Genomic DNA, 19,306 nt, shown 5'->3' with positions numbered 1-19,306 from the left:
GGATCCGCATACCTCGTGCCGGTGACTGGGCACCCCTCACCTCAGTTCCATCCGATAACTGGAGCCATCAATGAACCAGCTTGACACCATTTCTCCACCAAGCAGAACCTTGGAATTCCGAGGGAAAACGTTGCACCTTACACCGTTGCGCCTGCAACAGATCGGCCCCTTCATCACGGCCAGCCGCACCCTGATCGCTCGGGTCGCGATGATGGCCGGCGCGGTTGAGGGTTCGGAGCGCGCTGCTGTCGGCGCCATTCTGCTGGACCTGCTTGAGCAGGACGGGGCCGAGATTGCCGCCGCATTGGCGGTGGCCTCGGGCCGCGATGCCGAATGGATCGCAGGGGCAACCCTGGACGAGGTCGCCGACCTGCTGGATGCGGTGGTTGGGCTTAACCGGGATTTTTTCGCCCATCGCCTGCGGCAACTTCTGCTGCAGGCCAAGCTGCAGGCGGACGCGAATACGGGCTCGCCGACATTGTCCAGCACCTGATCGCCCACGGGCATTCCCGTGCTGACGTGATGACCTACACCCTTGCACAGCTGCGGGGCTTTACTGACGCAGCTGCCCAGGACGACCGCAATCAGATCGCGGAACTCGCAGTGGCCACCCGAATGGCCATGGCCGCGCCGCCGGCGGATTGGCAGCTGTACCTGGCCGCCCTGCGCGGCCAGACCCAACCACCGCCGAAATCAGGAACCTCGACCAATGGCTGAACCATCTGCAAATCTGCGCGTCCGCATCAGTGCGGATCTGGCCGACATCAGGCAGGGCCTGGGTATGCTCACCCGCCAACTGCGCGAAGTACGCGGTGAGGCGGCACGGCCGCTGCCGTCCAAGAACAACATCACTGATCTGGGCATCTCCGCCGGCCAGACTGCGCAAGCGATGCGGCAATTGCCCGCGCAATTCACCGACATCTTCACCAGCCTGCAGGGCGGCATGCCCTTCTTCACGGTGCTGGTGCAGCAGGGCGGCCAGATCAAGGACAGCTTCGGCGGGGTGGAACCTGCCTTGAAGGGCGTCTCGTCGGCGCTGCTGGGCATGGTCAACCCGTACACCGTGGCGGCCGCTGCTGTCGGCCTTGTGGTCGTTGCCTGGTACGACGCAGAGAAGCAGGCCGAGGCGTATACCAAGGCCTTGGTGCTGTCGCGCAATGAGGCAGCCGCGACGACCCTGACACTGGTCACCATGGCCCAGAAGACCAGCGAAGCACTGCAGGTGTCCGTAGGCGCAGGTGCGGAGGCGGCGCAGGCGGTCGGATCGAACGGCAAGATCGCCGCGCAGAACCTGCAGGCAGTGGCCAATGCGGCAGTGGCCATGAAGGAGATCAGCGGGCAGGCACTGGAAGACACCATTGCCCTCTATGCAAAGCTGGCGGAAGACCCGGTCAAGGGAGCGCAGAAGCTCAACGAGCAGGTCAACTTCATGACCGTGGCTCTGTACGATCAAGTCAGGGCGTTGCAGGAGCAGGGGCGCAATCAGGATGCGGTGACGGTGATCACCCGAGCGGCCTCAGATGAAACGGCCATGGCTCTGGCCAAGGTCCGTGCCAGCCAAAATCCTGTAATCCAGGGGTTCAAGGATCTCTGGAAGGAGGCTACGAAGGCATGGTCTGCGATGCAGGCAAGCACAGGCATGGGGCCGCAGGCACTGCAAATGCAGCAACTGTTGACTGCCAATGCACAGGATGTAGCGACGATGCGGCGCGGTGTTGCAGATGGAATGAGCGACGCTTGGGTTTACCAGTACACCCAGCAAATCAGGAGCAGGAACAAGGAGATCAACGCCATATCAACGGCACTGATCAAGGAGCGCAAGGACGCGGAAGTAAAGGCTGCTGAGGATGCGAGCCTTGAATATCTGCAACGCACTGACGCCATCATTGGCTCACAGGCCAGCAAAGAGCAGAAGAAGAAAGAAGAACTCTCGAGGATCACCGTGGAGGCGGAGAAGGTTCGTCGCCAGGCTGAAGCAGCTGGCTTGCTCGAAGAGGTGAAAAAGATCGAGGAACGGCGTGCTGCAGCTGTCGCCGCGATCGAGAAGAAGTACGCCGAGAAGCCGAAAGCCGGTAGCGGCACAGGGTCGGCAGCGCGGGCCGCTGGCCTGCAAGGCTACAAGGACGACCTGGTCGCGGAACAGGCCCAGATAACCGCCAGCACACAGCTCCTGCGTGCTCAGTTCTCGGCTCGTGAGATTACTGCCTCGGAGTACTACAGCCGCATGCGTGAGCTGGTGCAGCAGGGAAACGATGCTCAAGAGCGGTCAGTCCAGCAGCAGATCGACTATCTGAAGGAGAAGTCAGTCAGCGGCAAGGAATCCATCACCGTCAACCGTCAGCTGGGTGAGCTTGAGGTCCGCCTTGCAAAACTGCGTATTGAAGGGGCGGCGTCTCTCGAGGTGCTGAAAAAGGAAGAGGAAAAATCGGCCAAGGCTCGTACCAACGCAATCAAGGCATACGAAAGTGCACTTGATGCGAGCAATGCCGCTCTGCAGCGCCAGCTGGCGACACAGGTTGAACGTGTCGGTATGGGGGATCGGCAGTACGAGATTCAGCAACGCATCAACGAGGCGCTGAATGACGAGGCTGAAAAGCTGCGGGAGCTCAGTCTCCAGCGGAATGCGGACCAGATTGATGAAGCGACGTTCGGTGCCGAAAAGCTACTGCTGCACGCCAAGACCCTCGACCGCCTGCTGCTGATCAGGGATGGGTACGAAGAACTGCGCCAAGCCGAGGGCAACTGGTTGGCCGGTGCCAGCGCGGCGTGGGCGAACTACCAACAGACCGCGAGCAACTATGCCCAGCAGATGGGCGACACCGTTGGTACTGTCATCGGCGGGTTCGAAGATGCCTGGGTGAAGTTCACCACTACAGGAAAGCTCAGCTTCTCGGACCTGACGAAGTCGGTGCTTGCCGATTTGGCCAGGATCGCAGCACGCCAAGCCATCATGGGCATCGTGAACGCGGTGGCCAGCGCTTGGGGCGGCGGTGGCGTCACTGCCGCCGGCAACCAGGCCGTCAACACCGGTACCAGCAGCATCAACAACCAGCTGTTCCAGAACATGCGGCTCGGCGGCAGCTACTCCACCGGCGGCTACACCGGGGATGGCGGCGTGAACGAGCCTGCCGGCGTCGTGCATAAGGGGGAGGTGGTCTGGTCCCAGCGGGATGTTGCGCGCGCTGGTGGCGTGGACATTGTCGAGGCCATGCGCCGCGGCCTGGCCGGCTACGCAGATGGCGGCTCACCGGGCGCCGAGCCCAGCACCAGCGCATGGACCGCCAGGCCGGGCGATTTCAATCTGACCTTCAACTCGCAATTCGAGGTCAACAACGAAGGAAGTAGTTCAGACGAAGCCGCTGCAGGGAATTCCACCACCGCCCAGCAGGTGCGGGACAGCTTCAATGCCATGGCCAACGAGTGGGCCGTTAAGCAGATGCGTTCGGGGGGTGTCCTTTGGGCGCTGAAGAACGGCGGTTAAGAGTGCGGCAACAATGATGTCCTGAAGCCATTAGCGACTGCATTTGCGCCGGACCAACCGGGGAGTGTCCGCAACGCAATGGCAGTCGCTGTGCTGTTTCTCATGCCGGCGATCGGCGACCGGAAACGCCCCTGGGTCAGGGGCGGCATCGTCAATGCACGTAGGTAGGAAGATCCTCCCTGCGTCCCTGACCGGTGGCCAGCGGACCTACCAATCAGTTCAACACCACCCTCAATGTGGGCTCCGACGACACCCCCAAAAATCTCATCAGCGATGAGAATGGCGTGTTGTATAGTTCTCGCCGCAGGCATGCGCGAGACCTCAATCAGGTCGCTTTCGGGCGGCAGCGTCTAAGACGTGGGATCCTGATTCTCGGGGCCTGCCCTATTCAAGCCCAATCCGCCCCTTGGAGCCAGTCCGCTCCCGGGGGCGGATTGTTTGCGATGATCTCCGCCGGCAGGACTTTTAAGCCGTAGCCGAATCGTGCCCCCTTGTGGCGATACATCGTTCTCCGCAGCATCTCAGCATAGCGCGGCTCGGTGAATCCATAGCCATTGGGGTTGACGCCACTCCAAACCGCCGATGCAACCGCATCCGCAATTTGAAGACCCATTCGTTTGCTGTGCTCGAAGATTGCTACGTTCTGGCAATCAACAGCTGACCAATCAATTCGGACGTCGCGCCTCTGCTGCAGCCTGGCCAAGTAGGCGCACAGCTCGGTGTAGGACATGTTGCTACGATTCGAGAAAATCAACTTCGCTTTGTGTTGGGCATCGCGCCTCGCATCCCGGCAAAGCCAGGACACTCGCTCGAGCAACAGCCTGGTCGCATAGTTGTAGAGCAGCCCTTTTTCCGAGTACGCATCACTCTGTAGGGATGGCTTGTGAACAAGCACGCTTACCGTGCGCAGCGGCGCGCCCGATATCTCCGCGAGATAAGGGAGCCGCTGCCCGTGATTGAGTTTTCGGAAGTGGAGATCTGCGCGCGCTGGCTTGCCCAGCTGAGTCCTAACACGGTCTACGAGCTTCACGGTTTCCAGGTCGGTATCCGTCCTCGTGATGGCGGCAGACAATACAAACCATCGAGAGCTACCGCGATTATTGTCCCTGAACTGGAAGCCTTCGTCTCCTGACTCATCGATGTATACGTTGAAAGCGTGCATTCGCCTGCCCGTTAGCTGATGTCATCAGTCTAAGGGCATAAATCACCCACCGGCCATGGACAAGCCTGTGGATATCTTCCCGTGGCTGGAGTAGTCACCGAAACGACGGTGATTTAAATGTGAGGCCCACGCACTTTTGCACCCCCTGACTTGTATGGGGAGGAGCAGGGACAGAGCGCAATTTTGCGCAATGCACTCGCCCCACACTTACGCAAGAACCGGCTCAACGCCGGCATTTTGCGCACAGCGCTATTGAGAGGATTCCATCCCAAAATGGAGCAGTCACAAAGAGCGCGAGAATTGCCCAAAGAAGGAGCTTATCGGCGGCTATCATGGCCGACTGCATGTCGGCGTACGGCCGTGCTCGCAGCAAGGCGTATGCACTCTCTTTGTCTCGGTAGTAGGCGTAGTCCACTCCGCCATGCCACGAGCAGGTACCTTGGCCACGACTATCCGATCCCGTTCCGTCTATACAGCGGCTACTGTGAACAAAGGTTCCGTTCCGGATTTTGAGGGACGCTTCTTGCTGCGCAGCGACAGTAGCGGCGTACTTCCTCTCTATCTCCGGCCGAGTAATCCACGTATGCCAGCCAAGCATCGCGACAGCTAGGCCCCAGAACCCAGCAGAACGCACTCTCACTGAAATCCACCCAGCCTTGGACGCCTGCACCATTAGCCCACCTTGGTGTAATTCCGGTGTAACTGTGTCGGAAAATCCGGGATATCCGGTGCAATCAGCTGAAACACCGATGCACCGGAAACACTTATAAAAGGCTTGTTTCTGAGGGAAACGGAGAGATCCGGCGGCACCGTGAAACGGGGTGAGGGTGGATTATGAGTCCCCTGCTCTAACCGTTGAGCTATAGGCCCCGCGCAGCGTCACAGTGTAGTGGAGGCCGCGCTCGATCGGCTACCCGGCAGCAGCAAGAGCCTCCGAAACGCGCTCCAACCGCCTCTCTGCTGCTTCCGCAAACCATGCCTGCCGTCGCAGGTGGGCGTGGAACATCGCCACCGTCCTCCTGGCCTCTTCCAGCCCCTTCTGATTGCCCTCGCTGAAGCCGGCAAGCAATCCGGCCTCAGACAGCGTCAGCAGCGCATACGTCGTACGACGTGCAAACCCCAGACGATCCTCACACTCCTCCTGCATCACTTCATCCCAGCCCAGCAGCGGCGGGAAATCGGTTTGCACGGGCTCAGGCATATCGTGCTTCACATCATTCATGGCGTGACTCCAGATGCATGACGAATCAATGCAGCAGGCTGTACGAGGTGCACATGACCTGCCGCGCGCTTGCATCGGCGCCGGTGATGACCGGCCCGCCTACGGGATGTGTTGAGCATCTGCACGGTCAGCGTGCGGTCGCCGCAGGAAGAATTCAAACGGCATATGCGACATCGGAAAAATCCGCCGGACATGGCCCGGTGCTACCAAAGAAAAACCCCGCACCAGGCGGGGTTTCTCTCGAAAGAAGCAGTTGCCGAGCATGGCTCGGCACTACCTGGATATCAATCGATATCCAGGAAGCTGCGCAGCTGCTCCGAGCGGCTCGGGTGACGCAGCTTGCGCAGGGCCTTCGCTTCGATCTGGCGGATGCGCTCGCGGGTCACGTCGAACTGCTTGCCGACTTCTTCCAGCGTGTGGTCGGTGTTCATGTCGATGCCGAAGCGCATGCGCAGCACCTTGGCTTCCCTCGGGGTGAGGCCGGCCAGCACGTCGCGCACGGTTTCAGACAGGTTGATGTTGGTGGTGTTCTCGATCGGGGACTCCACGTTGGTGTCCTCGATGAAGTCGCCCAGATGGGAATCCTCGTCGTCGCCGATCGGGGTTTCCATCGAGATCGGCTCCTTGGCGATCTTCATCACCTTGCGGATCTTGTCTTCCGGCATGTCCATTTCCTTGGCCAGCTCCTCCGGCGTAGCCTCGCGGCCGTACTGCTGGAGCATCTGGCGGGAAATGCGGTTCAACTTGTTGATCGTCTCGATCATATGCACCGGAATACGGATGGTGCGCGCCTGGTCGGCAATCGAGCGGGTGATCGCCTGGCGGATCCACCAGGTGGCGTAGGTCGAGAACTTGTAACCGCGACGGTACTCGAACTTGTCCACGGCCTTCATCAGGCCGATGTTGCCTTCCTGGATCAGGTCGAGGAACTGCAGGCCGCGGTTGGTGTACTTCTTGGCGATCGAGATCACCAGGCGCAGGTTGGCCTCGACCATTTCCTTCTTGGCCTTGCGCGCCTTGGCTTCGCCGTAGGCCATGGCACGGCTGATTTCCTTCAGCTCTTCCAGGTCCAGCTGGGTCAGCTTCTCGATGTCGATCGTCGCCTGCTGTTCGGCGATGATCTGGTCCTTCACTTCGCGCAGGGCCGAAGACCACTTCTGCTTGCGCTTCAGTGCGTCTTCCACCCACTCCAGGTTGGTCTGGTTGCCTTCCCAGGAGCGGATGAAGTCCTTGCGCGGCATGCGTGCGGTGACGGTGGCCAGGTTCAGCACGCGGCGCTCATGGGCCTTGATCGACGCCATGGTGTCGCGCAGTTGCTTGGTCAGCACGTCGGTCAGCGGCAGCGGCAGCTTCAGGGTGACGAACACCGCCGACATCTCTTCGCGCAGGCGCGGCAGGTTCTTCTTGTCGCCCTTGGTCGCCGCCTTCCTGAAGGCGTTGAAGGCATCGCTCAGCGCCTGCATGCGCGCAGCGACTTCCTCCGGGTCCGGGCCGGTCGGTGCGGCTTCTTCCTCGCCACCCTCGACATCATCGTCCTCGTCCTCGTCGCTTTCGGCGTCGGCATCGTCGCTGTCATCAGTGGCAGCTGCGGCCGGCGCCGGGGCTTCGTCCGTCAGGTCGTTGAAGCCGACGATCACTTCGGCCAGGCGCTTCTTGCCTTCCTTGTGGGCTTCGTAGTCGGTCAGCAGCGACTCGACCGAGACCGGGAACTGGCCCAGTGCGGCCTGGACCTGCGACAGGCCTTCCTCGATGCGCTTGGCGATGGCGATTTCGCCTTCGCGGGTCAGCAGCTCGACGGTGCCCATTTCGCGCATGTACATGCGCACCGGGTCGGTGGTACGGCCACCTTCGGTGTCGAGCGCGCTCAGCGCAGCGGCGGCTTCTTCGGCCGCGGTGTCATCGACTTCGCGGTTACCGGTGTTGCCGTCGTTGAGAAGCAGGGTTTCCACATCCGGCGCAACTTCATGGACATCAATGCCCATGCCGTTGATCATGCCGATGATGTCTTCGATCTGTTCCGGGTCGACCATGTCGTCCGGCAGATGGTCATTGACTTCGGCGTAGGTCAGGTAGCCCTGTTCCAGGCCCTTGCTGATCAGTTGCTTGATTTCGGATTGGGCAGGACGTTCGTTGGCCATGTAGTGCTCGCGCCACCGGCTAGGGAGAAATAGGGAACGTAGCATTATACCAGCCCGGGGCCCCGCCTGCCGGGCGGTGGTCCCGCAGGCTCAGGGCCTGAGAAGGAAGGTCACGGGACCGTCATTGACCAGGCTGACGACCATATGGGCACCAAACCGGCCCGTTTCCACCCCTGGTGCGTGATTTTCACGACAGATCCCGACAAAACGATTGAACCCGCGTTCAGCCTCGTCCGGCGCTGCGGCGCTGGTGAAACTCGGCCGCATGCCCGAACGGGTATCGGCGGCCAGGGTGAACTGGCTGACCAGCAGCAGGCCGCCGCCGGTGTCGCGCAGCGACCGGTTCATCTTTCCTGCCTCGTCGGCGAACACCCGGTAGCCCAGCAGGCGTTCGGCCATGCGCTGCAGCTGGGCCTCGGTGTCGCCCGGCTCCATGCCGACCAGGGCCAACAGGCCGGGGCCGATCTGTCCCACCGCTTCGTCGTCGACGTGGACGGCGGCCTGGCTGACACGCTGGATCAGGACGAGCATCGTGGGCTTCCAATGAACGGGGCCGGCCACGATAGCAGCGCCCTTGGCTAAACTGGCGCCGATGAATCCGCAACGCAAAGCCCGGCTGGTCTACCGCGCCACCACCCTGTTCGCCCGCCTGCCCTGGCCGCTGCTGCGGGGGGTTGCGCACGCCCTGGCGTGGACCTGGGTCCGTCTCAACGCCCGTGAGAGCCGCGTCACCCGGCGTAATCTGGAACTGGCCTACCCGGAACTGGACGGTCCCGCGCGCGACCGCCTGCATCGCGAACTGCTGCGCTCCACCGCGCTGCAGGCGATCGAGACCCTGCGCCTGTGGAGCCAGCAACCGGCCGACAACCTGCGCCTGCACCTGAAGCAGCGCCATGGTGAAGCCCTGTACGACGCGGCCCTGGCCAGCGGCAGGGGCGTGATCGTGGCCGCCCCGCACTTCGGCAACTGGGAGCTGCTGAACCAGTGGCTGGCCTCGCGCGGGCAGATCGCCATCGTCTACAAGCCGCCGGAAGACGAGGCCAGCGACGCCTTCCTGCAGCTGGTGCGGGGCGGCCAGAACGTGCAGCAGGTACGGGCCGAGGGCCCGGCCGTGCGCCAGTTGTTCAAGGTGCTCAAGGACGGCGGCGCCACCGGCATCCTGCCCGACCAGCAGCCCAAGGCCGGCGATGGCGTGTTCGTGCCGTTCTTCGGCGTGCAGGCGCTGACCATGACCCTGGTCAACCGGCTGGCCGAGCGCACCGGCGCCACCGTGCTGTATGGCTGGTGCGAGCGCATCGGGCCGGACATGGAGTTCGCCCTGCACATCGAGCCGACCGACCCGGCCGTGGCCGACCCGGACCCGCAGGTGGCGGCCACCGCGCTCAATGCCGGCATCGAGCGCATCGCCCGCCGCGACCCGGCGCAGTACCAGTGGACCTACAAGCGCTATACGCTGCGGCCACCGGGCAGCGGCGAGGAAGACCCGTACGCGACCGAAGAGCATCCGCACTGAGGGCTGCCCGGTCGCCTGCGACCGGCAGCCGCACCACGTTGAATACGACGCCGGCGCCCCCATAGAGACTGCGATGTCCGCCTCCCCCGGTCCTGCCATGCCTGCTGCCTCTTCCCTGTTCGGCGACCCCGCCGCGATCCGCTGCGAACGTGCGGTGGCCGAACTGCGTGCCGGTCGCCCGGTGCTGCTCCACGATGGCCAGGGCCAGCGCCTGGCGGTCATTGCACTGGACAGCGCCACCGCCAGCAGCTTCGCCACTTTCGCCAGTGCCGCACGCCAGCGCCACTACCTGTTCCTGACCGCCACCCGCGCCCGCGTGCTCGGCGTGGAGGCACCGGAAGGCGCGCGCCTGCCGCTGGCCGGCGTTGCCTTCGATGCCCTGCCCTCGCTGGGCTACCTGCGCGAGCCCGGCCCGATGCCGGACGGCTGGGCGGCCGGCGATGCCTTCGATGCCGGCGCGGTGGAGCTGGCCCGCCTGGGCCTGCTGCTGCCGGCGATGGTGGCCGTGCGCCTGGATGCAGATGACAGCACCTTCAACGGCGCTGCTGAAGTGGCGCTTTGCGATCTGGCCGAGGGCGCGGCCCACGCCACCCACGACTACGAACTGGTGGCGCGTTCGCCGGTGCCGCTGCGCGACGTGGGCATGACCACCTTCGCGGTGTTCCGCGGCGGCGTGGCCCAGCGCGACCAGGTCGCGATCATCGTCGGCGAACCAGACCTGTCGGCGGTGGTACCGGTACGCGTGCACTCCTCGTGCCTGACCGGCGACCTGTTCGGCTCACTCAAGTGCGACTGCGGCGACCAGCTGCGGCGTGGCCTGCGCAAGCTGAAGGAGCTGGGCGGCGGCGTGCTGCTGTACCTGGACCAGGAAGGCCGCGGCACCGGCATCGCTGCCAAGATGCGTGCCTACGGCTACCAGCACGACGGTTTGGACACCATCGATGCCGATGCACAGCTGGGCTTCGGTGCCGACGAGCGCCGATACGGCAGTGCGGTGGCGATGCTGCACGGACTGGGCATTTCGCGCGTGGCCCTGCTCAGCAACAACCCGACCAAGGCACAGCGCCTGCGCAACGCCGGCATCGAGGTGCTGGACTGCATTCCGGTGACCGGCGAAATCACCGCCGAGAACGAACACTACCTGCGCACCAAGGCCGATCGTGCCGGCCACATGCTGGATGTCGATGCGCTGATCCAGGCTGCCCAGTAACGCGGTCGACCTGCTACCGTCTTCGCGGTGCGGCGGCCGCCGCCACCGCCCGCCCTGCCGCCTGACGGAGCCCGCGTGACCGACGTCGCCCCTACCGCCCCGCCCACCGATGCCTGGCAGTCGCTGCCGCAACGCGCCGCCCGCCTGGCCGCACTGGAAGGCGCGTTCGGCGGCCTGTTCGTGCCGGGACTGCCACTGGCCGCGGCCGCCTGGTTCTTCGATCTGCCCGGCGGCCTGTGGACTGCCGCCCTTGGGCTGCTGATCGGCATCGCCTTCGGCGCCTGGCTCGGCCGCCGGCGTTTGACCCGCACCCGCTGGCGATTGGATGCCCAGGGGCTGGGCCTGCGCCGCGACCTGATGTGGCAGCTGGAGACCCGCATTCCCTTGTCACGCGTACAGCACCTGGACCTGCGCAGGGGCCCGTTGGAACGCCGCGCCGGCCTGGCCACGCTGATCGTGCACACCGCCGGTACCCGCATGAGCGCGGTGACCGTAAGCGGCCTGGACGAGGCGGACGCCGAGCGCCTGCGCGACACCCTCTCGCACCAGCTCGACCAGGACGCCGACGCCCTGTGAGCCTGCCGCCGCCCCTGCCCGCATCGCTGCCTGCCGGTGGCGAGGACCATCGCCTGCACCCGTGGTCATGGCTGTTCGTTCTGCTGATGCAGCTGCGCCACTACTTCCTGCCGCTGGTGGCGCTGCTGGTGTTCGGCCAACGCGGCGACCGCGACCCGATGTGGGCGCAGCTGATTCCGTTGTCGGCGATTGCCGCGCTGGTGCTGGTCTCGGTGCTGCAATACCTCAGCTACCGCTACCGCATCGGCAGCGATGCGATCACCGTGCGCAGCGGGCTGCTGGCGCGCAACCGCCGCGAGATCCCCTTCGCCCGCATCCACAACGTGGAAGTGCGGCAGAACCCGTTGCACCGGCTGTTCGGCGTGGCCGAGCTGCGCCTGGAATCGGCCGGCGGCGTGCGTCCGGAAGCCGAAATGCGGGTGCTGAAGCTGGACCAGGCGCTGGCGCTGGAACGACTGGTGCGCCAGCGTGGGCAGGCACCGCAGGCCGCCGACGTTGCCGCCGCCCCCTCGATCAGCGGGGCCGACACCGAACAGGTACTGCTGCGCCTGTCGAGCTTGGACGTGGTGCGCATGGGCCTGCTGTCCAACCGCGGTTGGGCGCTGGCGATCGCCGCCTTCGGCGTGTTGTTCCAGACCGTGCCGCGGCCGGTGATGGATGCTGCCATCCAGCGCGGTGGCCGCGAAGCCTTCGGCTATGCCAGCCACCTGCATCCCGGCGTGGCCGGCGCCTTCCTGCTGCTGGCCGCGGCCCTGCTGCTGGGCTGGCTGGCGCTGCGTGCACTGTCGGTGGTGCTGACCCTGCTGCGCTATCACGGCTTCACCCTCAGCGAGCAGGATCGCCGCCTGACCGTCTCGGCCGGCCTGCTCAGCCGCACCCGCAGCAGTGTCGCGCGTCGCCGCATCCAGGCCTGGACGCTGCGCGAAACCACCCTGCATCGCTGGTTCGGCCTGCGCCAGCTGCGCATTGACAGCGCTGCCGGCGGCCCCTCGCGCGATGGGGATCGCGCCCTGCGTGAGCTGGCGCCGCTGGCCCCGGCAATGCGCTGCGAGCAGTTGGTGCAGCATCTGCTGCCACAGCTGCAGTGGCCGCCCGTGCAGTGGCAGCCCGTTCCGCAACGCGGTTGGTGGCGGATGTGCCTGGGCGCCCTGCTGCTGGTCCCCCTGCTGGGTGCGGCTGCGTACTGGCGCTGGGGGTCATGGGGGCTGATCGTGCTGGCCTGGCTGCCGGTAGCGCTGCTGGTGGCACATCGGCAGATGGCGCGCATGGGCTGGTATCTGGATGACCACTACGTGGCCGTGCGCGGCGGTTGGTGGAAGCGCTGGTGGCGCTGGGCCGAACTGGACAAGGTGCAGGGCCTGCGCCTGTTGCGTTCACCACTGGACAAGCTGCTGGGAACCAGCAGCCTGCAGCTGGATACCGCCGGTGCGCATGGCGATGTGGCGCTCACCCTGCACTACCTGCCGCAGGCGCAGGCGCAACACGTGATGGATCAGCTGGCCGCGGCGCTGGCACGGCGCAAGCTGCGCTGGTGAGGGTGCACTGCCCATCCACGCATGGCGTGGATCTGCTGTAGAGCCGAGCCCATGCTCGGCTTGCTGCAGCCGAGCATGGGCTCGGCTCTACATCACACCCGTCAGCGCTGCGACGGCCCCCAATACCCCAGGTCCTTGCGGATCTGCAGGTCGCGCATCCAGCTGCCGAACGGTTTGCGCCGCAGCACGCCCATTTCACCGGACAGGAAATCCTCGGTGGCCGCGATCACCCGTTCGCTGGACAGGCCATCGCGGTACGGATGGATGGCATCGGCATAGCGCACGATCTCCGCCTGCAGCGTGGCGTCCGGATGCAGCGCGCGCTGCAGCATCGCCGGCAACTGCACCGGGTCGTCGAAGTCGATCATGTGCGGCTTGGGCACGCGGTTGCGGAAAGTCACCACCGGCTTGTGCTGGACAATGAACTCCGAAACGATCGACGAGGTATCGGACACCAGCACATCGGCGGCGCGCTGTGCGGCCATCACCTGCTCCGGCTCGATGAAGCGCGCATTGGCACCGGCCAGCGCGCGATAGCGTTCGAACAATTCCGCCGGGCACTTCGGGTGCAGGGTCAGCAGCCAGTAGCGATCGCCCTCGGCGATATCGGCAGCAATCTGCGCATGCAGGTGCGGGGCTGCGCTCAGGCGCTCGGTGAAGGTCGAACCGAACAGGATCACCGGGCGTCCGCCGGCGGCTTCGCGCAGCGCGGTGCTCTCGCCACCATCGTCGCGGAACAGCGGGTCCAGCTTCGGCCAGCCGGTCTCGGCCACCGCGAAGTGACCCTGCAGGGCCGCGATCTCACGGAACGGCACGGTGGTGGCCGGCCCCTGCGTGCAGTACAGGTCGAACATGCCGCGCACCCTGAAGTGGCCACGCGCACTGTCCCGCTTCTCCACGTTGAAACCATGGAACAGCTGCACCTTGGCGCCGGACAGGAAGGTCGGCACCCAGTTGGCGGCACTGAACACGGCACGCGGCCGCATTGCCAGGGCCTGTTTCAGGCCGATGTTGGGCACCCCTGGCAGGTGGCTGCCGGCCGCACCGTCCTCGAACCAGGCCGCCACCTCCTGCCCGGAGGCGTGCAAGGCCTGCACCAACGGGGCGAGAATAGGCAGCGCATAGCGCTCCGTCGCAAACAACAGGTACCCGGCCATCATGTCCTCCACGACCGCTCCCATCGAACGGCCTCGCATCTCGGCCTGCATTATCGCGTTCAACGAGGCCGGCCGCATCGGCGACTGCCTGGCATCGCTGGCCTTCTGCGACGAGATCATCGTCGTGGACTCCTACTCCAGCGATGCCACCGTGGCCATCGCCGGGGCCGCAGGCGCCCGTGTGCTGCAGCGCCCGTTCGACGGCTTCCGCAGCCAGAAGGCGTACTGCGTCGAGCAGGCCCACCATGACTGGGTGCTGTGCCTGGACGCCGATGAACGGATCAGCCCGGAACTGCGTGCGGCCATCGAACAGGCCCGCGACGGTGGGTTCAGCGGCCATGCCGGCTATCGCTTCGCACGTCTGTCGGAATACTTCGGCAAGTTCCTGCGCCATGGCAATGCCTACCCGGACCGGGTGCTGCGCCTGTTCGACCGCCGCCGTGGTGGCTGGCGCGGCAAGCGCGAGATCCACGAGGCGGCCAGCGTTGATGGCAGTGTCGGCACCCTGCGCGGCGACCTGGTCCACTATCCCTACCGCTCCTTGCAGCAGCAGCTGGCCAAGACCGAGAAGTACGCGCGGATGATGGCCGAGCACGAGTTCGCGCGCGGCAAGCGGGCCACGCTGGGCAAGCTGGTACTGGCCCCGGCGTGGCGGTTCTGGCGCGGCTTCGTGTTCCGCGGCGGCTTCCGCGACGGCTGGCACGGCCTGGTCTACGCCTATGTGCGCGCCAACTACGTGCGCCAGAAGACCATCATGCTGTGGATGCTGGGCAACGGCCAGGCCGTGGCTGACCCGCCGAATTCCTGATCACCGGGCCCTGCCCGGCGCGCCGGCGCCTCACGACCCGGTGACTGCCCGGTGGCGCGCGCCCTCGACGATCGACAGGCCGGTCAGCAGGCCGACCAGGGTCACGTAGAAACTGGCGGTCATCTGATGCGCGAACATCGACTGGGTCAGTCCGCACAACGCGTAGGTGATCACCAGCATGATGCCGGCTGCGGCCGGCCCACGGAAGGTCGACCGTCCGCTGCGGCGATGCAGGCGCACGAACAGCCAGAGCGGGATGCCATACACCGCCAGCAACAGCAGCAGGCCAGGTATGCCCTGGGTCGCAGCCCATTCGGCAACATCGTTGTGTGCATGCCCCAGGTGGCAGCGCGCCTCTGCCGGGTTCTCGCGGCAGACCGGCACGCGCTGCATCGCACTGTCGAAATGACCGATGCCCACACCCACCAGCGGGTGATCGAGGAAGGTCTCCCAGGCCACCTGCAGGCGCTCCACGCGGGCACCGGCGGAAGAATCACTGTCGCCCAGCTCCATCCGCTGCACGTCACTGTGCAGCTCGCTCAGGCGGACCTGGTGGCGCAGCTCCGGTACCGACAGCAGCAGCGTCGCAGCGATCGCCAGCATGCCGGCCAGCACCGACAGGCGCGCCGCACCAGTGCGCCAGCGCAGGCTCAGCGCCAGCGCCACCAGCAGCGCCAGCAAGGCGGCAAACACACCGCGGCTGCCGGTCAGCACGATGGTGCCGCAGCCGGCAGCCATGCCGAGGATCACCAGCGACCAGCGCCGCGACGGGCGGCAGAACACCAGCAGCACCATCAACACCATCACGATGTCGGCCAGCACGATGGCGTTGGTGGACAGCTCCGCACGCGGGGCGCCGCCCAGCACCTGCCACAGCGACATCGCGAAGGTGGCGAGCAGGCCGGCCAACGACCCGTACCAGAGCCACCGCAGGTTGGGACGCAGCGCGCAGACCCAGAGCGCGATCCATGGGATCACCACGAACCGCGAACGGTTGTCGACGTCACGCAGGCCCTGCTCGAACAGCACCACCGACAGGACGCCGAGCGCCAGCACCGCCAGCATCAGCCAGGTCAGCACTTTCACCGGCTGACCGGCCATGCCACGCGCGCGCCACAGCAGCTCCGGCGCCAGCAGGGTGCTGAGCAGCAGCAGCAGGCCATACGGCAACAGATTGACCGGTACGGTCAGCACCAGTGCCGGCAGGCAGAACAGGCCCAGCTGGGCCACCGCGTGTGCGGCCCCGTGGCGCCCACCAACGGGAACGCCCAGCGGGTCGCCGGCCACGGGGTTCAGGTTGTCCGGTGAAGCTGGCACGTCGGCAAGTATCGCTGCAATCTGCTGGAAGAACGGGACGGGCCAGCGGGGGCCGTCCCATTCTGCTGTTTTACTGCCTTTGGACCCGCTTGGGCAGACTGGACAAGCGGGAATCGTGGTGGCTAGTCATGTTCCTGCAAATGCCGTTCACGTTCCCGCTCCTCTGCGGTGACCACGCAGGGCACCTTCACCGCCGCCGCCGGCACCAGCCACCAGCGCCGCCGGTTGGCCACGCCGGCCTGTTCAGAGCGGCTGCGGTCGATGCACGAGAGCATCGCGTATTCGTGGACCAGCAGCCATCGGCGCCCGGGCGCCAGCCGCTGCCAGCGCGTGGCGGCAACCAGCTGCTCGTCCCAGTCCGTCTCGAAACCGAAGGTCGCTGCGGGGCGGTCGGCCAGCAGCAGATGCTGTTCCTTCCAGGCCACCAGCCCCAGCTCGGCATCGGGACCCAGGCGTGTACCGACCGTGCGCATCAGGCCGCGGGCGGAACTGGAATCGTTCAGCAGCGGATAGCCGACCAGGCTGTACAGCACCCAGACCATCGCCAGGGTCGACACCAGCGCAAGATGCCGACGACGGCCGCAGGCCAGCAGGCTCAATCCACCCCACACGCCCATCGCCAGGATGGTCCAGGCCAGCGCGTCGACGGCGCCGGGCGCCAGCCCGCGGCTGTGGGTCAGACGCAGCTCGAAGGCCGGGTCGCCCAGCACCGCCATCGCGCCGGCCAGGGCCAGGCCCAGTGACAGCAGGCCGGTGAACAGCCCCACCACGGCCTGCACATCGCGCCGCTTCAGCAACCCCGGCAGCAGCGGCGCCAGCACCAGGCAGAACATCGGCAGCGCCGGCAGGATGTACACATCGCGCTTGCCGGTGGGGATCGAGAAGAACAACACCACCATCAGCCACCAGGCCAGCGGCAGCAGATAGCGTGGGTCGCGGCGGAGCAGCCGGCGGCGCCAGGCCGGAATCGCCCAGGGCAGTGCCAGGAACGCCGGGATCCACATCAGCGGCATCGTCGCCAGGAAGTACCAGCCGGGCTGGTGGTGGTCCCACGAATGCGTGTAGCGCCGCGCCGTCTGCTGGAACAGGATGTCGTCCATGTAGGCCCGGTACTCGTCCGAGCCGGTGGCGAAGCCGGCCAGCAGCATCGGCGCCAGCCACAACGACACCGCCAGCAGGAAGGCCAGCGGCGCCAGCCAGAAGCGCGCGTCGCGCGCATGCAGGCTCACCCGTGGCCACTGCAGCGCCGCGGCGATCGCCGCTGGCACGATCATCAGCAGCGCCAGCATGCCCACGCCCTTGGTGATCACGCCGATACCGGCGAAGAACCAGCCCAGCCACCACCAGCGCCAGGCCGGCCCCAGCAGCAGGTGGCGCAGCAGGCCGTAGTTGGCCAGTGTGATGAACAGCAGCAGCAGGGGGTCGATCTGCGCCTTCTTCGCCTGGAAGGTGAACTGCAGCGCGAACAGCAGCGCCCAGCCGGCGTACAGCCCCACCCGCCGCGTCCACAGGCGCCGGCCCAGATCAACCACGCACCACAGCGTGCCCAGTGCCGCCAGCAGCGACGGCAGCAGGAAGGCCACGCGCCACTGCCCGACCAGGCTGTACAGCGTGGCCTGCCACCACATCAGCATCGGCGGCTTGTCCGAGTACAGCTCGGTCCCGCGGTGCGGGAACAGCCAGTGCCCGCTGTCGATCATCTGCTTGGCCACCAGCGCGAAGCGCGGTTCGTCCGACGGCCACGGATCACGAAGGCCCAGCCCGGCCCCCAGCACCAGCAGGGCCATCACCACGAACAACCACGTCTCGCGCGACGCGCGGGATTTCAGCATGGGACTCGGAACGTCAGCGGGGGTCAGGCTGTTTTTAGCAGACGCGCGTAAAAGAAACCGTCAGCATCGCTGTCACCCGGCAGTCGCTGGCGCGCAATACCCTCGCAGTCCAGGCCGAATACATCATCCAGCGGCTGTGCCACCGCGTCCGGATGCCACTTCAGGAAGGCCCGCACCTGATCGACGTTCTCGGCACGCAGGATCGAACAGGTGGCGTACAGCAGCACGCCTCCCGGGCGCAGCATCGACCAGCAGGCCTCCAGCAGGCGGGCCTGCACGCCGACCAGTGCATCGATGTCCTCGGCGCGGCGATGGAACATCACGTCCGGCTGGCGGCGGATCACGCCGGTGGCCGAACACGGGGCATCCAGCAGGATGGCGTCGAACGGAGTGCCGTCCCACCAGGCACCGGGGTCGCTGGCATCGGCCACCAGGGTCTGCGCCGCCTCGCCCACACCGGTGCGGGTGTAGGTATCGCGGGCACGCGCGAGGCGACGCGCATCGATATCCAGCGCCAGCAGGCGCAGGCTCGGGTCACGTTCCAGCAGGTGCGCCGACTTGCCACCGGGTGCCGCACAGGCGTCCAGCACACGGGCGCCGGATGCCGGTACCAGCGCGTCCGCAGCACACTGCGCCGACAGGTCCTGCACCGACAGCGCACCGTCCGCGAACCCCGGCAGCTGGTTCACCGCAACGGGCGCCGCCAGGCGCAGCGCGTCGGCGCTGAGCGGGCTGGCTTCGGCAGCAATGCCGGCCTCGGCCAGCGTGGCCAGCGCCTTGTCACGGCCACCCTGCTGGCGGTTGGCACGCAGCCACAACGGCGCCGGCTGCAGGCTGGCGGCAAAAATCGCTTCGGCCTGGGCCGGCCAGTCACGCTCGATGGCGTCGGCCAGCCACTCCGGGAAGGCCTCGCGCGCGGGCTGTTCCGGGAATCCCTCACGCTGTGCACGGCGCAGGATCGCGTTGACCAGGCCGGCCTGGCGCTCACGGCCCAGCGCGCGGGCGGCGTCGACCGTGGCCGACAGTGCCGCATGCGCCGGCAGTTCCAGTACGTCCAGCTGGGCGAAGCCCACCATCAACAGGGTGCGCAGGTCGGCGTCGCGCGCCGACAGCGGCTTCTGCATCCACGACTGCAAGGCCGCGTCATAGGTGCTGCGGCGGCGCAGGACCGCAAAACACAGCGCTTCCAGCAGGGCACGATCGCGGCTGTCGGCCAGCTTGGGCAGCGCCCAGGCCAGTTCCGCCTTCAGCGAGCGGCCACGGGTGAAGACCTGTGCCAGCACGCGTGCGGCCAGCATGCGGGTGGCTGCGCCCGGCGCCGCCTTGGCGACGGAGAAATCATTCTGCTTCGACAC

The 19,306-nt window shown here is 66.0% G+C and carries 16 protein-coding genes; 8 read left to right on the top strand and 8 right to left on the bottom strand.

What is annotated here, in order from left to right; all coding sequences use genetic code 11:
- Positions 1-70 precede the first annotated feature (70 nt).
- The 3 genes from B9Y64_RS06165 to B9Y64_RS06155 are packed head-to-tail and all read left to right on the top strand — an operon-like array spanning position 71 to position 3,481.
- The gene (locus B9Y64_RS06165; protein ID WP_100439952.1) at positions 71-493 is read left to right on the top strand and encodes a hypothetical protein; all 423 of its coding nucleotides are present in this window, start codon (positions 71-73) and stop codon (positions 491-493) included.
- A gap of 29 nt (positions 494-522) precedes the next feature.
- A complete protein-coding gene (locus B9Y64_RS06160) occupies positions 523-717 on the top strand; it encodes a hypothetical protein (RefSeq protein ID WP_100439951.1) in 195 nt (64 codons plus the stop codon).
- The gene (locus B9Y64_RS06155) at positions 710-3,481 is read left to right on the top strand and encodes a phage tail tape measure protein (RefSeq protein ID WP_100439950.1); all 2,772 of its coding nucleotides are present in this window, start codon (positions 710-712) and stop codon (positions 3,479-3,481) included. The genes B9Y64_RS06160 and B9Y64_RS06155 overlap by 8 nt, the downstream gene beginning before the upstream one ends.
- Before the next feature lie 388 nt (positions 3,482-3,869).
- Here the strand turns inward: B9Y64_RS06155 and B9Y64_RS06150 are convergent, their stop codons facing one another.
- The 4 genes from B9Y64_RS06150 to dtd form a co-directional block, all read right to left on the bottom strand.
- The gene (locus B9Y64_RS06150) at positions 3,870-4,643 is read right to left on the bottom strand and encodes a DUF3800 domain-containing protein (protein ID WP_100439949.1); all 774 of its coding nucleotides are present in this window, start codon (positions 4,641-4,643) and stop codon (positions 3,870-3,872) included.
- A gap of 910 nt (positions 4,644-5,553) precedes the next feature.
- Complete coding sequence (locus B9Y64_RS06145) at positions 5,554-5,865, bottom strand: hypothetical protein (protein WP_100439948.1); 312 nt, start codon at positions 5,863-5,865, stop codon at positions 5,554-5,556.
- 284 nt (positions 5,866-6,149) lie between these two features.
- Positions 6,150-8,003 carry an RNA polymerase sigma factor RpoD gene (rpoD, locus tag B9Y64_RS06140; protein WP_100439947.1) on the bottom strand — a complete coding sequence of 618 codons (1,854 nt, stop codon included), beginning with the start codon at positions 8,001-8,003 and terminating at the stop codon, positions 6,150-6,152.
- A 90-nt stretch (positions 8,004-8,093) separates the two neighbouring features.
- Positions 8,094-8,534: a D-aminoacyl-tRNA deacylase gene (dtd, locus tag B9Y64_RS06135; protein ID WP_100439946.1), complete on the bottom strand. Its 441-nt coding sequence runs from the start codon at positions 8,532-8,534 to the stop codon at positions 8,094-8,096.
- 61 nt (positions 8,535-8,595) lie between these two features.
- Here dtd and B9Y64_RS06130 point away from each other — a divergent pair, with 61 nt between their 5' ends.
- The 4 genes from B9Y64_RS06130 (at position 8,596) to B9Y64_RS06115 (ending at position 12,837) form a co-directional block, all read left to right on the top strand.
- Entirely contained in the window at positions 8,596-9,516 is a 921-nt protein-coding gene (locus B9Y64_RS06130) for a lauroyl acyltransferase (protein ID WP_100439945.1), read from the top strand.
- Between the two features lie 73 nt (positions 9,517-9,589).
- Positions 9,590-10,726 (top strand): GTP cyclohydrolase II RibA, encoded by a 1,137-nt coding sequence (ribA, locus tag B9Y64_RS06125; protein ID WP_100439944.1) that lies wholly within the window; start codon positions 9,590-9,592, stop codon positions 10,724-10,726.
- A 75-nt stretch (positions 10,727-10,801) separates the two neighbouring features.
- A complete protein-coding gene (locus tag B9Y64_RS06120) occupies positions 10,802-11,302 on the top strand; it encodes a PH domain-containing protein (protein WP_100439943.1) in 501 nt (166 codons plus the stop codon).
- Positions 11,299-12,837, top strand: coding sequence for a PH domain-containing protein (locus tag B9Y64_RS06115; RefSeq protein WP_100439942.1), 1,539 nt, complete (start codon positions 11,299-11,301; stop codon positions 12,835-12,837). Before B9Y64_RS06120 ends, B9Y64_RS06115 begins: the two co-directional genes overlap by 4 nt.
- A 101-nt stretch (positions 12,838-12,938) precedes the next feature.
- Here the strand turns inward: B9Y64_RS06115 and B9Y64_RS06110 are convergent, their stop codons facing one another.
- Complete coding sequence (locus B9Y64_RS06110) at positions 12,939-13,997, bottom strand: CDP-glycerol glycerophosphotransferase family protein (RefSeq protein WP_100439941.1); 1,059 nt, start codon at positions 13,995-13,997, stop codon at positions 12,939-12,941.
- Between B9Y64_RS06110 and B9Y64_RS06105 the strand changes: the two genes are divergently transcribed.
- Positions 13,996-14,802 (top strand): glycosyltransferase family 2 protein, encoded by an 807-nt coding sequence (locus tag B9Y64_RS06105; protein WP_100439940.1) that lies wholly within the window; start codon positions 13,996-13,998, stop codon positions 14,800-14,802. The two genes, B9Y64_RS06110 and B9Y64_RS06105, sit on opposite strands and share 2 nt — an antisense overlap.
- 30 nt (positions 14,803-14,832) lie before the next feature.
- Here B9Y64_RS06105 and B9Y64_RS06100 read toward each other — a convergent pair whose 3' ends face one another.
- From B9Y64_RS06100 to rsmB, 3 genes are all read right to left on the bottom strand, one after another.
- Complete coding sequence (locus tag B9Y64_RS06100) at positions 14,833-16,089, bottom strand: O-antigen ligase family protein (RefSeq protein WP_100439939.1); 1,257 nt, start codon at positions 16,087-16,089, stop codon at positions 14,833-14,835.
- Positions 16,090-16,241: 152 nt separating this feature from the next.
- Positions 16,242-17,951 carry an ArnT family glycosyltransferase gene (locus tag B9Y64_RS06095; RefSeq protein ID WP_100439938.1) on the bottom strand — a complete coding sequence of 570 codons (1,710 nt, stop codon included), beginning with the start codon at positions 17,949-17,951 and terminating at the stop codon, positions 16,242-16,244.
- A gap of 23 nt (positions 17,952-17,974) precedes the next feature.
- Positions 17,975-19,306 carry a 16S rRNA (cytosine(967)-C(5))-methyltransferase RsmB gene (gene rsmB, locus B9Y64_RS06090; RefSeq protein WP_100439937.1) on the bottom strand — a complete coding sequence of 444 codons (1,332 nt, stop codon included), beginning with the start codon at positions 19,304-19,306 and terminating at the stop codon, positions 17,975-17,977.

Origin of the sequence: Stenotrophomonas maltophilia (genome assembly GCF_002799245.1) — a bacterium.
Taxonomy (GTDB): domain Bacteria; phylum Pseudomonadota; class Gammaproteobacteria; order Xanthomonadales; family Xanthomonadaceae; genus Stenotrophomonas; species Stenotrophomonas maltophilia_S.
Note: the sequence above shows the minus strand (reverse complement) of the source record. Positions and strands in the feature narration are given on the sequence as shown.